Below are 17,292 nucleotides of genomic sequence, written 5' to 3'. Positions count from 1 at the left end.
AATAATTTTTTTTGGTTTCCTACTCTATAAGCTTTTCGGAGGCCGCTTCTTTAAAAATAATAATTTTTTTAACATCATCATCACCTGATCTTATTTTTAACTCTGTTATTTTCAGTTAAATATAAAACAGTTCTATAAGGTTTTAATAAAAAATGCGGCTCATAATGAACCGCATCTCAAACAATATAATTTAATTTACTACTTCCAACCGCCGCCCAGCGCTCTGTATAAATCTACAATGCTGCTTAATCTCTGTCTTTTAATGGAAGCAAGATTCAACTCGGCCTGAAGTGAATTTCCCTGTGCAGTAATCACTTCAAGATAATTGGCTGAACCCCCTCTGTAAAGAAGCTGTGCACTTTTAATTCCATCTTTCAATGTAGCAGACTGCTCAGTGGCTTTCTGTTCCTGAATTTTTAAATTCTCATTAGAAACTAAAGCATCAGAAACTTCACCTACAGCATTCAAAACGGATTGACGGAATGCCAATACATTTTTCTCTCTTTGAATTTTAGCCACTTCAAAATCAGTCTTTAATTGTCTTTTCTGGAAAATAGGCTGAGTAATTCCTCCTAAAACAGATCCGAATAATGATGCCGGAATCTGAAACCAGTTATCAAATTTGAAAGAATTCACTCCACCATTCGCTGTAATCTTTAATGCAGGATACATATTGGCTTGTGCAATTCCTACCATCGCATTGGATTCCAGTAAAACCAGTTCCTGCTGGCGTACATCCGGTCTGCGGCTTACCATAGCTGCGGGAAGCCCTGCGATAATATTCTGTGGTAGGGAAGTATCAGACATTTCAAGTGTTCTGTTGATTTTATTAGGCGTTTCACCTATTAGAATACTCAAGGCATTTTCCTGAATAGCAATGTTCTGTTCCAATTGAGATATCAATAGTTCAGTGGCTTGTTTCTGAGCATTTGCCTGTTGTACCCCCAATGAAGTAGCATCTCCACTTTCCCACATTTTTTGGGTAATCATCAAGGTATTGTTGCTTAATTCCAGATTAGATTTTGCAATAGCTAACTGTTTGTCAAGCATCAAAAGATTATAATATCCTTGTGCAATGGCTGCTACAACCTGAGTCTGAATCGCTTTTGAGCCTTCATAGGTCTGTAGGTATTGCATTCTGGAGACTTCCTGTTGGTTTTTGATTTTACCCCAGATATCCGCTTCCCATGATAAATTGAAAGCTGCGTTATAATCTTCAACATGGCTTTGCCCTAAAAACAGGCTTAAGCTTTGCCCGTTCATACTGTTTTTGGAAGGCTTAGAAATTTGAGCTGCAACCCCGAAACCTACATCAGGGTATTGCATATATTTTGCCTGTTTCAGTTTTTCCTGTGAAGAAGCCACTTGTTTTAAGGCAATTTGAAGATCATAATTATTTTTAATTCCTTTTTCAATCAGTCCCTGTAGAATAGGATCGCTGAAAAACTGTTTCCATTCCAGGTTGGCAATGCTTGCCGTATCAGCAGTGGCTGTGTATTGGAATTTTTCCGGTAGCGGAAGGTCCGGCTCCGTGTATGCCAGTTTTGACACACACGAAACAGATCCTAAAGCTATGGCGAATGTTAATATAATATTTTTTAGTCTTTTCATAGTTTTGGTTTAATAGACTTTAATTGAACAATCTTGAGGTTTATTATTTCCCACGGATTACGCAGATTTACACAGATGTTTATGGGTAGGAAACTTATGTGTACTTCTTATGCAGAATGCTTTTAACTTTAAAATTACTTAAGTGTTATTCTAAAATCTTTTGGTTTATAAATCTCCCCGTTGTATCATTTAATTAATCGTTGAAGCTAAAAGTTCTTCTTCCATTTGTTTTTTCAGAAGCCTTTTTTTCTTTTTGCTTGGCATTTTTTCATGCAGATACTGGAAAATGACATACATTACCGGAATAATGAAGATTCCGAACACGACTCCTGTAAGCATTCCTCCCACAGTACTGTAACCAATGGAATGGTTTCCTTTTGCAGAAGCTCCTTGTGTCCAAACCAATGGTAACATCCCTACGATGAAAGCAAAAGAGGTCATAAGGATTGGTCTTAAACGTAATCTTGAAGCCTGAAGAGCAGATTCAATTAAGGATCTTCCTGCTTTTCTTCGCTGAACGGCAAATTCTACGATTAGGATGGCATTTTTAGCCAATAGCCCGACCAGCATGATTAATCCAACCTGTACATAAATGTTATTATCAATTCCAGCCAGTCCAGTGAAGGCAAATACTCCGAATATTCCGGTTGGAATGGTTAAGATAATAGCAAACGGCAGAATATAACTTTCATACTGAGCTGACAATAGAAAATAAACGAATAGGATACTTAAAAGGAAGATGAAGGTGGTTTGTCCTCCGGTTTTAATCTCCTCACGGGTAATTCCTGTCCATTCATAACCATAACCTCTTGGAAGGGATTGTTTAGCAACTTCCTCAACTGCTTTAATCGCGTCTCCGGTACTGTATCCAGGTTTTGGAGTACCATTAATAGTTACAGCGTTGAAAAGGTTGTTTCTGGTTACTGTTTCCGGGCCAAAAGTTCTTTTTAAAGTTACCAATGTCTTCGCAGGAACCATTTCTCCTGATTTATTTTTCACATAAATTCCTTCCAAAGAATTAATATCCGTACGATAAGGAATATCTGCCTGAGCCATTACCCTGTAATACTTTCCAAATCTGTTGAAATCTGAAACAAAGCTACTACCGTAATAAATCTGCATGGTCTGCATTAATTCTGTTACGGAAACTCCTAACTGATTGGCTTTATCAGTATCCACATCAATAGTATACTGTGGGTTTCCAGCTGCATATGTTGTAAATGCAAATGCAATTTCAGGACGTTTCATCAGTTCACCAATGAATTGCTGAGTGGTTGTTCCTAATTGTTCAAAAGAACCGTTGGTTTTATCCTGAAGCATAAATTCAAAACCTGAAACGTTACCAAATCCCTGAATGGTCGGGAAATTAAAGAAGAAAGCATTGGCATCCTTCACCTGGCTTACTTTTCCTGTTAAGGTAGCCGCAATCTGATCCGGATCCTTCATATCTCCACGCTTGTCATAATCTTTAAGCTTAATGAAACCTGCAGAATAAGGAGAAGCATTGGCATTACTGATAAAGTTCATCCCATCAGCTACCCAAAGGTGATTGGTTGCTTTTTCTCCATTAATGATTTTATCAATTTGCTCAGTCGCTCTGTGTGTTCTCTCCAATGAACTTCCCGGAGGAGTATTCACCGCATATAGTACAAATCCCTGATCTTCCGTTGGAATAAATCCTGAAGGAGCCTTTTTAATCATGAAAATACTGGCTGCCGTAATCACAACAAGACCTCCGATGGCTACCCACTTATTTTTGATTAAAAATTTAAGACTGTAAATATATTTCTTGGTCATATTGTTGAAGCTTGCATTAAATGCATTGAAAAATCTTGCTCCAAAACCTTTTTTGTGGCCATGCTCGCCATGTTCTCCCTGAGGATCATTCAGGAAAAGGGCACATAATGCAGGACTTAATGTTAATGCATTAACAGCAGAAATCATAATAGCAATAGCCAGTGTAAAGGCAAACTGTCTGTAGAAAACTCCTGCAGGTCCCTGCATAAATCCAACTGGAATAAATACCGCACACATCACTAATGTAATTGAAATAATTGCACCTGAGATCTCACTCATAGAGTTCATAGTAGCGTGCTCTACAGGCATTCCTGTCTGTTCCATTTTGGAATGGACGGCTTCTACCACCACAATGGCATCATCCACTACAATACCAATAGCCAGTACCAATGCAAATAAAGTAAGCATGTTGATACTGAAGCCAAATAACTGAAGGAAGAAGAACGTACCAATAATGGCTACAGGTACTGCAATCGCAGGGATTAAAGTAGATCTGAAGTCCTGAAGGAAAATAAATACTACGATAAATACCAGAATAAATGCAATTACTAAAGTCTCAACCACCTGATGGATAGAAGCATCAAGGAAATCTTTAGAATTATACATGATAATTGGTTTCACTCCTTTAGGAAGAGTAGTGCTGAACTGGTCTACCTGCTTTTCAATCTCAGTCAGGATTTCATTGGCATTGGAACCAGCTGTCTGTAAAATGGCAAATCCCGAAACCGGTTTTCCATCCACTCTGTTAGCCGCCGTATAAGTATAGGACCCAAATTCTACTCTCGCAACATCTTTTAATCTTAAGAAAGAACCATCGCTGTTTGCTTTGATGGCTATATTCTCATAGTCTTCATTTTTGTTCAGCTTTCCTTTATATTTAAGGATGTATTCGTAAGTTTCCTTACTTCCCTGTCCAAGACGTCCCGGAGCAGCTTCAAGGTTATGGTCTTTAATGGCACCCAGTACTTCTTGTGGAGAAAGATTGTTGGCCGCTAATCGATCCGGTTTCAGCCAGATTCTCATGGAATAATCTCTTGTTCCGAATACCTGGGCCTGTGCAACCCCTGGGATACGCTGGATTTGAGGAATAATATTAATCTTCAGGTAATTCTGTAAGAACAGTTCATCATATTGTTTAGGATCATCACTCGTTAATCCCATAAACATAATCATACTGTTTTGAACTTTCTGGGTAGAGATTCCTGCCTGTACTACTTCCTGAGGAAGTTGGCTCATTGCTTTTGATACACGGTTTTGAACGTTTACCGCAGCATTATCCGGATCAGAACCCTGTTTGAAGAAAACACTCAGGGTCATAGTCCCGTCATTACTGGAGTTGGAAGTCATGTAGGTCATGTTTTCCACTCCATTCACTGCTTCCTCAATAGGGGTAGCTACAGAACGTGCCACTACTTCAGCGTTTGCTCCCGGATAAAAAGCCGTTACCTGAACACTTGGCGGGGCAATATCCGGAAAGAGGGCAATGGGCAGATTAAAGAGAGACAAGGCTCCCAATAATAAGAGTATGATGGAGATGACCGTTGAAAGGACCGGTCTTTCTATAAATTGTTTTAACATAAGAAGTTTATTTTTTTAAGTCTTCTGTTTTTCAGAATATTTACAAAGGTTTTGCTCTCAGTAAACTGTCTGAAGAAATAACTTTAGGTCTGATGGATGCTCCGTCTTTCAGGTTCCCGATTCCGGTATAAACGATTTTTTCTCCCGGTGAAAGCCCCTCAGAAATAAAATAATAACTCTCTGTTTTTCCTGAGATTTTAATAGGTTTTCCGGTTACTTTTTTATCCTTATCCATTACATAGACGTACGTTTTATCCTGAATTTCGAAAGTAGATTCCTGTGGAATAACCACTGCATTTGAAATCAGTTGCGGCATACGTACTCTTCCTGTATTTCCGGTTCTTAAAGCTCCGTTGGCATTAGGAAAAACGGCGCGTACGCTGATGGCTCCGGTTGTTTTGTCAAACTGTCCGTCTACAATACTCAGTCTTCCTTTTTCAGGATAAGTACTGTTATCTGCAATGACAAGATCTACCATTGGCATATTTTTCAGTTTTTCCTCTAAAGTAGCTCCCGGATATTTATTCTGAAAAGCAATAAAATCAAGTTCACTTAAAGAGAAATACGCATAAATTTCACTGATATCTGATAATAAAGTCAATGGATTAGGGTCTGTTCTTGAGATCAGACTTCCTTTTTTAAACGGGATTCTTCCTATATATCCGCTTACCGGTGCTGTAATGGTGGTAAATCCTACATTGATTCTGGCACTTCCTACAGAAGCCCTGGCTTGGGATGCAGCAGCTACAGCAGCTTCATAATTAGCTTTTGCCGTTTTAAGCTGTACATCAGAAACTACTTTTGCAGCTACTAAAGGTTGAAGTCTGTCAACTTCCACTTTTGCTTTCTGTATATTGGCATTGGCTGCCTGAAGATTGGCCTGAGCCATATTCATCTGCTCGCCGTAACTTCTTGAATCTATTTTAAATAAAGGCTGTCCGGCTCTTACATAAGCGCCTTCCTCTACATAAATTCTATCAAGATATCCATCAACCTGAGATCTGATTTCCACATTGTTTTTCCCTTCCAAAGCAGTGGGGAATTCCTGATATGTGGTAGCAGGAGAGGTGATAACGGTATAAACCGGAAGTTCTGGAGCTGGTGGTGCATTATTAGATCCTTCTGCAGCCTTGGTGCAGCTCTGTAAAAGAATTATACTTGAAATAAGTACAATAAACCTTGTTTTTCCAGGTATGTTCATTGTTAATTTAATTTTTTAATGAAGTGTTAGATTGAAGTAATGTTTCTTTTTAATAAATGCTGTTTTTTTTCCTAACAGTGTTAATGATTAGTTCAAAAAAAATTACAGAATTTTTAATGTCCGATCAGATCGATTGTTTCCATAGTTGATTTTTTTAGTGTATTTAAGTATATAAAGATGTGAGGTGTAAATAATGTTAATTTTACTAACGGTGTTAATTTTAAAAGAAAAAATAACTACCTTTAACTAATGAATGAAGTAGAGTTTTGCATAAATAGTTTTTGTTTTTTGCCAGGAATCTACAGTTGAATGATATTAATTCAGTGTTAAATTTCCTAACAGTGTTAATTTTTGTTCAAAAAAATATATTATAAAGACTTAATAAAGGACGAAACTGTTTCATCCAAAGTCGATTTATTCATGGTAGACGGAATATCTCCTGTACGCATCATCATAATGGAAATCATTCCGTGTACAGCGGAAAACAGGGCATGAGACATGTGGCATGCATTATCTGTATTTGAGCCGTTTTTCTCAATAATGTTGTAAGTACATTCGTAAATTAACTCCTGAAATGAGGAGAATTCCTTCTTCATCTGTCCCTTTCCACAACATTGCATTCCCAGGCCAAACATCAGCTGGTAATATTCCTTATTATTAAACGCAAAGCTCCAATAAGCATCTACTAAAGCTACTAACTGTTCTTCAGGAGTATCATGCTGTTGTTGTGCCTTTAATAATTCTATATGTAATTTGTGGAAGCCATCTAATGAGATTTCAAATAGAATAGCCTCCTTATTTTCGAAATAATCGTACACCACCGGTGCGCTGTATTCAATAGCGTCTGCTATTTTACGCATGGAAAGTGATGCCCAGCCCTCAGATTTAGCCAAAGTGAATGCCGCCTGCAAAATACTTGCACGGATGGATTCTTTTTCTCTTTGACGACGTTCATGTAGGCCCATGATATTTTTTCTTAACAGTGTTAGCAAAACTACAAACTTTTCAGGATATCTTCCAAACGTTATTTTTATTTTTCTGGAAAAAGAAACTTACTGAAGTTGGTAAGAAGAGGAAATAGTGATTGTAGGAAAGGGCTGAAGTGTATAATTTGAAAATTATTGTAAAAATTAATGAAGTATATAGCCTTACTCGATAAATACATTGGGAAGAATAACTGCCGCCTTCCAGTTCCCCATCTTCCTTACCAAATAACGAAAGAAATTTCTATCTTTGTGAAACTAAAGAAAAAGGATATGAATACTCCCTCCAATATGTTGGCATTAGGTACAAAAGCTCCGTTTTTTGAGCTTCCAAACCCGTCAAAAACGAATGAACTTCAGTCTTTGGAAGAACTGAAAGGAGAAAAAGGAACACTGGTTATTTTCATGTGCAACCATTGTCCGTTTGTTCTTCATGTTATTGATAAGATCAATGAATTGTATGAAGACTATAATGAAAAAGGAATTGAATTCATTGCGATTAACGCTAATGATATTGAAAAATATCCGGCAGATTCCCCTGAGAAAATGATTGAATTCCAGATCGAAAGAAGATTTGATTTTCCTTATTTATTCGATGAGAGTCAGGCTATTGCAAAAGCTTATGATGCTGCATGTACTCCTGATTTTTATTTCTTTGATGATAAATTGGATCTTATTTACAGAGGTCAGATGGATGATTCAAGACCTGGGAATAATAAAGATGTTACAGGAGAGGACTTAATTATTGCTTTTGAAAATCTTTTAGCCGGGGAACCGCAGGAAGAGATTCAGAGACCAAGCATGGGATGTAATATCAAATGGAAGTAATTCCGGTTACTCATTCTTATTTATATAATATATGGCTGTTCTTTTTTAGAACAGCTTTTTTGTTTCTATAAATCTTCAGTTTTCATAGATTATTTTCTCGCAGATTTAGGGGATTACGCAGATTCTTTTATTGTGGTATTTATACATAAACATCTTTGTAAATCTGCGGAAAAAGTTATCCACAATATGGAATTGTAGAAAAGATTTTTGTGTAATGCTTATAAATTCAATTGGTTGTAAATGTTTCTGTAGAACGGTTTCTTAAAAATAAGTCTAATTTATATTGTAAAAAAGTTATCCACAATATCAGAATGTGAATTGGGAATCTTCTCAGTTTTTTCCAGTGCAGAATATCAGTTTACTTTTTTATTCCTTTAATTTTAATAAGGACTATTGATTTTGATGTTGAATTTTAACTGATCCTTGTCAAGGTTTTAAACCTTGACAAGGATATCAATCGGAAAAACCAGATGAAAAATATTTTAAAAATCATCTGGGCAAATCTGAGTAATCCGTGGGAAAAATAAAATTATATAACTATTGTTTAATATGAAAACCACAAAGTCACAAAAGATTTTAGAATAACACCTAAATGATATTAAAGTTAAAACCATTGAGCATAAGAAGTACACATAAGTTTTTGAAAATTCTTGATTTTCTTATCCGCAAACATCTGCGAAATTTGCGTGATCTGCGGGAGATTTATTACACACTCACCTTATTATGCGCATAATCTTTAATAAATTCTGAAGGCGTCTTACCTGTATACTTTTTAAACATCCTGTTGAAATACGTTACATTATTAAACCCACAATGATAACTGCATTCTGAAATAGATCTATCCTGAGCCATCAATAAACAAGCCTTATTGATCCGATACCGATTTACAAATTCCGTAAAGGTGATCTGCGTAGCTTTTTTAAAAAAATTACAAAAGGCAGGCAAGGTGAGGTTGGCCAGCTTTGCAACATCTTCAATATTGATTTCTTTATCATAATGATGCTCTACATAAGTGAAAATGTTTTCAAGACGGGTTTTGTTTTTTGAAATAATGGTGTAGGGCATAATTTCCTTATTCAAAAGGTCATAATCTTTACATTTAGAAAGCTCGAAGAGAATTTCCAGCAGTAACAAATATCTTTTATAGCCTTCTGACTCCAGCATCAATCTTAATTTCGGGAGTAAGGCTTTTTTTACCTTATGATGAAAATGAATGCCATACTTTGAGAGTTCCAGTAAATTTTTAATAGACCGGGCTTCCACTTCCTGTTGAGGAAACTGGAGAATTTCTTCTTTGAACTGAAGTACGATTTCTTCATGCGGATCAATAGAATTCAGTCCAAATCCTGAATGGGGAATATTGGAACCAATCAAAACGAGATCTCCATGCGTATAATTACTTTTATGATACCCAACATGGCGGGTTCCACTCCCGGAAATGACACATACCAGTTCAATTTCGGGGTGATAATGATACTCCCATTTAAATTCTGAAATAGGGGAGTTATTATGAATCGTTCGGAACGAGCTTTTCTCATTGGGGATTACTCTTTCAAAAGTAACTTTCATTTAATTAATCATATTTAATCACTAAAAATACTAATTATATTAATATTGTTCAAATATTGGTTTATTGTGTTAAATTATTGTGAACAGAAATGCTTCTATCTTAGCCGCAAAGAAATAACCTGAATGAAAAACTTCAACATCAAGGCGGTTCTGTTTTTGAACTATTTTGTTTTCGCAATTCTTCTGAATTCTGTGGGAACTGTTATTTTACAGGTTCAGCAGAACTTTGGCATCTCAAAATCATCTGCCAGTGTATTGGAAGGGTTTAAAGATCTTCCGATTGCCATCTGTTCATTCATTCTGGCATCATTTCTTCCTAAGATAGGAATCAAAAAATCAATGCTGATTGCATTATTTCTGGTGAGTGCAATGTGTTTTATAATGCCGTTTACTAACGATTTTTGGGTATTTAAATTATTGTTTGCCATTGTAGGAGTTTCCTTTGCGTTAATTAAAATTTCTGTTTTCACTTCCATTGGTTTGGTTACAGAAACAGATAAAGAACATTCAAGCTTCATGGGATTTCTGGAAGGTTTTTTTATGATTGGAGTATTGGCAGGGAATGTTTTGTTCAGCTTGTACATTGATGATCATAATCCGAAATCTACCCATTGGCTGAATGTATATTGGGTTCTGGGAGCTCTTTCCTCATTATCTTTCCTGTTTCTATTCTTTTCTAAACTGAATGAAAAAGAGGCAAAAAATGAGAAGACCGATTGGCTGGGAGACCTGAAAAACAGTGCTGGTTTATTCAGTTATAAAAAAGTATTGTGTTTCTTATTGTGTGCATTCTTGTTTGTATTGGTGGAACAAAGTTTTCAGACATGGACTCCCACGTTTTATAAAGAAATTTTAAAAGTGCCTACTTCCATGAGTATCCAGGCAGGAGCTGTTTTAGCGGGGGCTTTTGCATTAGGAAGATTTCTGTCCGGTTTCTTTTCCAGAAAGATAAGTTGGATTTATGTGGTGTCATTCTGCGTTATTGGTTTTGCGGTAAGTTTACTTCTGGTACTTCCATTAACTCATAATATTCATATTGATGCCAGTACAAATTGGTTGAATGCTCCGCTTGTAGTGTATTTATTTCCATTGATGGGAGGTTTGCTGGCTCCAATTTATCCCAGCATCAATTCAGTGATCCTGGCTTCCATTCCTAAATATTTACACAGTGCAATGTCTGGATTGATTGTCGTTTTCTCTGCAATTGGAGGAACAATAGGTTCCATCATTACAGGTTTTGTATTTCAGGAATTCAGTGGGCAGCAGGCATTTTACTTGTCCCTGATTCCCCTTTCGCTGTTAATTACTTCTGCCATTTTTATGAATAAGTTAAAAATCAATCCTAAAAAATAACCATGAACAATCAACTTTATATTAAAGAAATCCAAGCTCTTTTTGATGCAGTACAAAAGAGAGAGATTTTTGAAGATCAGAAAATGATGACGGATGCGGTTCCTTTATTTCCGATTGTGGAGATCAATGCAAAATATGAGCAGGAAAAAGATTCTGAAGGTTTTGACCTGAAAAGTTTTGTGATGGCTCATTTTGATTTTCTTGGAGCAAAAATATCTGTTCAGAGGGAAGATCATCTTCCGATTGAGGAACATATTGAAAAACTTTGGGATGAACTGACACGTACTGCTTATGAGGAAAAAGGGACATTATTAAAACTACCTAAACCTTATATCGTTCCGGGAGGTCGTTTCAATGAGTTTTTTTATTGGGACAGCTATTTTATCATGCTTGGATTACAGGTTTCAGGCCGGGTGGAAATGATGGAAAATATTGTGGAAAACTGTTCTTATCTGATTCAAAATATCGGGTTTGTTCCCAATGCCAGCAGGACGCATTTTTTAAGCCGTTCACAGCCGCCGTATTTCTCATTGATGCTGGAGCTTCTTGTAGAGACAAAAAATGATGAAACTATTTATACGAAATACTATGATACTTTAGAAAAAGAATATGCTTTCTGGATGAATGGGGAAGAAGAAACAGAAAGTGGTTCAGGTTTCAAAAGGGTAGTGAAAACTCAGAATGGAGATCTCCTGAACAGATATTACGACACAGAAAATGAACCTCGTCCTGAAAGCTATCTGATCGATATAGAAGACCAGAAAAAAGCTTCAGGAGAAGAGTTTTACAGAAATATAAGAAGTGCCTGCGAATCCGGCTGGGACTTTTCCAGCAGATGGTTTGCAGACGGAGAACATATCCAGACGATAGAAACCCTGAATCTTGCCGAGGTAGATTTAAACTGTCTTTTATGGCATTTGGAAACCACATTGGCAAAATCATCAGCGCTTCAGGATCTGAAAGGCAAAGAAAATTATTTTACTGAAAGAGCAGCAAAGCGAAGACATATGATTCATAAATACTTCTGGGATGAAAAGACGAAGATTTACAGAGACTATCATATTAAAAAAAACACAAAAACACCGTCTGAACATATTGCTGCTCTTTACCCTTTGTTTCTTGGGATAGCAGATCAGGAGCAAGCTCAGTCAGTATCAGAAACCATTTCTGAAAAGTTTTTATATCCGGGCGGATTGGTGACAACTACCAAAAAATCCGGACAGCAGTGGGATTTACCCAATGCCTGGGCACCCTACCAATGGCTTGGCTTTAAAGCAATGAAAAATTATGGCTTTAATGAACTGGCCGGAAAAATAAAAGATAACTGGTGCTTCAATGTAGAAAGGGTTTACAGGAATACGGGAAAACTGATGGAAAAATACAATGCATTAGATACGGAAACAATAGCAGGAGGCGGGGAATATCCCAATCAGGATGGATTCGGTTGGACGAATGGAGTGTATTTAAAATTACAACAAAATTGAAACTAACAATAAAAAATAAGGCTATGAAAAAAAAATCAATCTTTTTAATCGCCGCAACAGCTACGTTATATTTTAATAATGCTTATGCCCAGGAAACTCCACAGGATTCAGCGAAAGTTTCTTCTATCGATCAGGTTGTTATTACGGGAAACTCTAATCCTAAGAAAAAGATAGAATCCAGTACTGCTATTTCAACCTTCAGTGCTAAGGAAATTCAAAAGCAGAATCCAATCAGTGCTGCAGCATTGCTGCAGAGGGTTCCGGGTTTTGCGGTGGAAACTTCAGGTGGGGAAGTAGGGAATAACCTTTTTGCAAGAGGTATTCCGTCCGCAGGAGCTTATGAATTTGTACAGATTCAGGAAGATGGACTTCCTGTTTTTGAAGATGGAGCACTCCAATTTGCCAATGCAGATAACTTTTTCAGGGTAGATAATACGGTGAGCCGTCTGGAAGCTCTGAGAGGAGGTTCCGGATCTATTTATGCCAATAATTCTCCGGGAGGTCTTATCAACTTCATTACAAAAGAAGGGACCAATGATTTTAAAGGAAGTGCAAAACTGGAAACCGGTACTTACGGGTTAATCCGTACGGATCTTAATGTAGGCGGTGCTTTGGTAAAAGATAAATTATTCTTCAATATTGGCGGTTTCTACAGATCAAATGACGGAATCAGAAAAACAGGATTCAAAGCCAATAACGGCGGACAGATCAGAATGAACCTGAAGTATGTCTTTGATAAAGGTTACGTGAAAGTATATTATAAAAAGCTGGATGACAGAAATACCTTCTTCCTTCCGATTCCTTTAACACAGGATGGCGATAAATTAAAAGGATTTGCAGGTTTTGATCCTAATTATGGAACCTACAGCTACAGAGCGATCAGTCAGTTAAATATTCCACAGGCTGGTGGTGGCTTTTTCAGCAGAAATTTAGAGGATGGAATCCATCCGAAAGTAGATGTGTTGGGAGCAGAATTTAAATATGATTTAGGAGGAAACTTCAGTGTCATCAATAAAACCCGGTATACCAATATTGACATGAACTATACGGGGATTTTCCCGGCTGGAAGTCCTCAGAAGAGTGCTGATTTTGCTAAAAGTTTGGGAATGGCTAATTATCAATATTCATTGGTTAGCAGCGGAGCCGTGGTCAATCCTGAATATGTTCAGAAATTGGGGTTCTGGGCTATCGATAAGCAGATGAATAATTTTGTGAATGATTTGCAGTTCAACTACAAATTTGACAAAGGAAATGTAACGGCTGGATTCTATAAATCAAACTGGAAGTCTCATCAATACTGGAACTGGAGCAATATTCTGACTACTGCTACAGACAGACCTGTGTTGTTAAATCTTGTAGATCCATCTCTTGGTCCAAGTAGTGTAGGATATTCTAAAACGTATAATGGAGTTTTAAATATGTCCAGCTTACTTAGAGATTCACAGATCCAGGGAAGTCTGAATGATTTATATTTAAATCTGGATTATAATGTAACCGATGCATTAAGCTTTAATGGAGGAATCCGTTACAGCCGTGATTATTACAGAGGATATAAAGTAAATACTACTACAGCTAATCTTAATAATTCAGGTTTAACGGTGGATGGAACTCATGGTTTTGATACTACGACTGCAGATGATAATATGAATATTCTAGGGAATCAGTTTACGTATTGGTACTATGACATCAATAAAGTTTCTTATACATTAGCTTCCAACTATAAAATTAATCGTGAAAATGCGGTGTATGCCCGTTTCTCTCACGGTTTCAGATCTCCAAATGAAGAAGCATACTATAATAATATTGGAAAGTTGGATGCTGTAAAGCCTGTATTGACCAATCAATTGGAAGTAGGGTATAAGTATTATTCCCGTACTTTTGATATTGCGGTGATTCCTTTCTATTCTGCCCTTAAAAATCTTTCATTTACTGATGTTTATTCAGACGGAACTTCAGAAAATAAATTTGCCAATACTACCAATTTTGGGGTAGAAATTGAAGGCTATGCCAGATTATTCAATAATATATTTGAAGTTACTTTCAACGGAACCATTCAGAATCCAAAATACAAAGATTTTACAGGAAGAAATGCTGATGGTACTACCTTCGATTATAGTGGAAATGTTGTAAGAAGAATTCCTAAGTTCTACTTTAATATTTCTCCTGCAGTAAATATCACTAAAGAATGGAGAGCTTATGTAAGTATGAATTATTATGGAAAACGTTTCCAGAATGAAGGAAATACAGATGATAATATTCTACCATCTTTCACAGAATTTGGAGCAGGAATGTCTTATCAGCTAGGAAAAATCCGTTTTGCAGTTGACGGAACCAATATCTTTAATACGATCGGAATTACAGAAGGAGATCCAAGATCTCAAACTGTAACAGGTTCTAGTATCAGAATGGCAAGACCTATTATGGGGGCTGCTGCCAGAGCTTCTATCACTTTAGATTTCTAAACTCTATTTCTTTATAACAAGAAACCGTCAGAACTTAGTCCTGGCGGTTTTTATTTTTTTATTTCTCTCGCAGATTCAGCTGATAGCGCAGATTTTTCTTAAACACGAATTATCCTAACCTTCACACAAATAACCACAACCATCTGTGTAAAACCGTGAGATTTGTGTGAAATAAAACTCCTGCACATTTAGTTGATAAAGTAGTTTTTGTCATTCCGGCAGGAATCTAACCTTAGATATTAAACATACTGGGTTTAGATTCTTTCAGAATGACAAAAATGGGTAAAACGCTTACACCCTCAAACTCTCCGACTCTCAAACCCGACTCCTTTACTTGAAAAAAGGATTATACTGCTTTTCAAACCCTATTGAAGTAGGATTTCCGTGACCGGAGAAAACCTGTGTTTCTGGATCTAGGACAAAAAGTTTGGTTTTAATACCGTCAATTAACTGTTCGTAATTTCCTTTGTATAGATCTGTTCTTCCGATGCTGCCTTCAAATAAAACATCGCCGGAGATCATGAATTTCTGGTTTTCATTATGGTAAACAACACTTCCCGGAGAATGTCCCGGAACATGATAGATTTTAAATTTTTCTCCATCCAGTTCAAGTTCCTCTCCTTCGTTTACATATTCAATATCTACTTTTACAGGATCAACAGGGAATCCGAATCTCATTCCGCTTGCCTGAAGCATATCAAGAACTTCCTGATCTTCCTGATGCATATTCACAGGAACTTTAAAAGTATCAAATGCCCATTGAAGCCCCAAAACATGGTCAATATGAGCGTGGGTTAAAAGGATTTTCTGAATCTTCAGTTCTTTTTCTTTGATGAAGTTGTCAATGGCTTTGGTTTCCTGTTCATTCATATTTCCCGGGTCTATTAACCAGGCATTTTTGTTTTCATTATAAAGAATATAGGTGTTTTCACTTGCAAAGTTGCATACGAAGCCTTGAATCTGAAGCATAATCTGAATATTTTTATTCAAAAATACGATATTATTAAGAAAATGGCTATTTTTCGTTATCTTCGTCATAATGAAAACTTTGCGAATACTCTTACTCTCCCTGAGCGGACTGATGTATGGACAAAATATCCAAAGCATCCAGCTGTTTAACCCTCAGACGAATGATGAAACACCGGTCATTAAGTTCGGCGAACAATTGGTGTTAAGTTTTGATGATCTTACCAATGGAAGTGAGATCTACAGATATACCATCAAGCATTATGACCGAAACTGGAACGATGATAACCTTTTCTTTACAGAAATTGCTACTGGAAGTATGAACGGGCTATTGGATAAGTTTCAATATTCATTCAATACTTTGCAGGCGTATACTCATTATAAGCTGACTTTCCCCAATGATAAAATACAACCCAAAATATCAGGAAACTTTGAATTGATCGTTTATAAAGATTCTGCGGATAAACCTCTGTTCAAAAGACGTTTTTATCTTGTAGAAGATGCTGCTACTCTTGGCGTAAATGTTTCAAGGATTGCAGATGCCAAGAATCCCAATATCAATCAAAGAGTAGAAATAAAAGCTTTACCGAAAGGAGGTGATCTTTCTTCTAATGTCAACTCTATGAGCTTGAATGTGATGCAGAATAACAATCCGAATATGGTGATTTCTAACCTGAAACCAAGTACCGTTTTGGGAAATCAGTTACTTTTCCAGCAGATGAATCTTGTATTTCCTGGTGATAATGAGTTCTATTATTTTGATAACAAGAATATGACTATCGCGGCAGATATGGTTCGTGCAGTAGAAGTAAAAGATGATGCCAATCATACGTATTTACATCCGGTTTGGGCGTTTCCTTTAAATTATCAATATCAGCCCGATGTAAACGGAGCGTGGTACTACAGAAGAAATGATCTGGGAAGAGAAAGAGATGCTGAGAGAGAAGCAGATTATTCATGGGTATATTTTTCTCTTGAATCCGATCCGGTAGATAAAGACATTTATATTTTGGGTGGATTCAATGGTTTTAAACCAAGTAAGGAAAATCAGATGCAATACGATGCCACTACAAAGCAATATGTTGCCAAACTATACCTGAAACAAGGATTTTATAACTATGTTCTCGCTACAAAGCAAGGAGATGGTCCTTTAGACTTTGGTGAAGTGAATGGTAATTTCTGGCAGACAGAAAACCTTTATCAGGCATTTCTTTACTATGCTCCTTTCGGTCGGAACTATGATGGTTTGATAGGGTATGGGGAATTCAGAACCCCGGTTAGGAAATAAAAACATCCCCTTATTTTAAAATATTCAAAGGCTGTCTCTATGGAGATGGCCTTATTTTTTTAATAAATCTTTCAAATAAGAAGAATTTTATTCAATAAAATGTGGTACATAATGAAAATATTAATTCACAAAATATTGATTTTTTGTGAATTTAATTCATGAAAAATTTTCA

General features: G+C 36.6%; 11 protein-coding genes. 5 read left to right on the top strand and 6 right to left on the bottom strand.

Annotation, left to right across the window (positions count from 1 at the left end; genetic code table 11):
- Positions 1 to 198: 198 nt before the first annotated feature.
- The 4 genes from BBH99_RS03655 to BBH99_RS03640 all read right to left on the bottom strand — a co-directional run bounded on the left by BBH99_RS03655 (position 199) and on the right by BBH99_RS03640 (position 7,152).
- Entirely contained in the window at positions 199 to 1,611 is a 1,413-nt protein-coding gene (locus tag BBH99_RS03655) for an efflux transporter outer membrane subunit (protein WP_066692109.1), read from the bottom strand.
- Between the two features lie 189 nt (positions 1,612 to 1,800).
- The gene (locus BBH99_RS03650) at positions 1,801 to 4,986 is read right to left on the bottom strand and encodes an efflux RND transporter permease subunit (RefSeq protein WP_066692107.1); all 3,186 of its coding nucleotides are present in this window, start codon (positions 4,984 to 4,986) and stop codon (positions 1,801 to 1,803) included.
- Between the two features lie 40 nt (positions 4,987 to 5,026).
- Complete coding sequence (locus tag BBH99_RS03645; RefSeq protein ID WP_066692105.1) at positions 5,027 to 6,187, bottom strand: efflux RND transporter periplasmic adaptor subunit; 1,161 nt, start codon at positions 6,185 to 6,187, stop codon at positions 5,027 to 5,029.
- A 368-nt stretch (positions 6,188 to 6,555) separates the two neighbouring features.
- Positions 6,556 to 7,152: a TetR/AcrR family transcriptional regulator gene (locus BBH99_RS03640; protein WP_066692103.1), complete on the bottom strand. Its 597-nt coding sequence runs from the start codon at positions 7,150 to 7,152 to the stop codon at positions 6,556 to 6,558.
- A gap of 291 nt (positions 7,153 to 7,443) precedes the next feature.
- On the opposite strand from BBH99_RS03640, the gene BBH99_RS03635 reads away from it, so the two are divergent.
- On the top strand, positions 7,444 to 7,998 hold the full coding sequence (locus tag BBH99_RS03635) for a thioredoxin family protein (RefSeq protein WP_066692139.1): 555 nt from the start codon (positions 7,444 to 7,446) through the stop codon (positions 7,996 to 7,998).
- 705 nt (positions 7,999 to 8,703) lie between these two features.
- Here the strand turns inward: BBH99_RS03635 and BBH99_RS03630 are convergent.
- On the bottom strand, positions 8,704 to 9,567 hold the full coding sequence (locus tag BBH99_RS03630) for an AraC family transcriptional regulator (RefSeq protein ID WP_066692101.1): 864 nt from the start codon (positions 9,565 to 9,567) through the stop codon (positions 8,704 to 8,706).
- 123 nt (positions 9,568 to 9,690) lie between these two features.
- Between BBH99_RS03630 and BBH99_RS03625 the strand changes: the two genes are divergently transcribed.
- Genes BBH99_RS03625 through BBH99_RS03615 form a run of 3 tightly spaced genes read left to right on the top strand, consistent with a single transcriptional unit; the run spans position 9,691 to position 14,866 of the window.
- Positions 9,691 to 10,920, top strand: a complete 1,230-nt coding sequence (locus BBH99_RS03625) for an MFS transporter (protein ID WP_066692099.1) — start codon at positions 9,691 to 9,693, stop codon at positions 10,918 to 10,920.
- A gap of 2 nt (positions 10,921 to 10,922) precedes the next feature.
- Positions 10,923 to 12,404, top strand: coding sequence for a trehalase family glycosidase (locus BBH99_RS03620; protein WP_066692096.1), 1,482 nt, complete (start codon positions 10,923 to 10,925; stop codon positions 12,402 to 12,404).
- 23 nt (positions 12,405 to 12,427) lie between these two features.
- The gene (locus BBH99_RS03615) at positions 12,428 to 14,866 is read left to right on the top strand and encodes a TonB-dependent receptor (protein WP_066692093.1); all 2,439 of its coding nucleotides are present in this window, start codon (positions 12,428 to 12,430) and stop codon (positions 14,864 to 14,866) included.
- 330 nt (positions 14,867 to 15,196) lie between these two features.
- Here BBH99_RS03615 and BBH99_RS03610 read toward each other — a convergent pair whose 3' ends face one another.
- Positions 15,197 to 15,835 carry an MBL fold metallo-hydrolase gene (locus BBH99_RS03610; RefSeq protein WP_066692136.1) on the bottom strand — a complete coding sequence of 213 codons (639 nt, stop codon included), beginning with the start codon at positions 15,833 to 15,835 and terminating at the stop codon, positions 15,197 to 15,199.
- A 70-nt stretch (positions 15,836 to 15,905) separates the two neighbouring features.
- Between BBH99_RS03610 and BBH99_RS03605 the strand changes: the two genes are divergently transcribed.
- The gene (locus tag BBH99_RS03605; RefSeq protein ID WP_066692091.1) at positions 15,906 to 17,120 is read left to right on the top strand and encodes a type IX secretion system plug protein; all 1,215 of its coding nucleotides are present in this window, start codon (positions 15,906 to 15,908) and stop codon (positions 17,118 to 17,120) included.
- Positions 17,121 to 17,292 lie beyond the last annotated feature (172 nt).

Origin of the sequence: Chryseobacterium contaminans (assembly GCF_001684955.1) — a bacterium.
GTDB classification, from domain to species: Bacteria; Bacteroidota; Bacteroidia; order Flavobacteriales; family Weeksellaceae; genus Chryseobacterium; species Chryseobacterium contaminans.
Note: the sequence above shows the minus strand (reverse complement) of the source record. Positions and strands in the feature narration are given on the sequence as shown.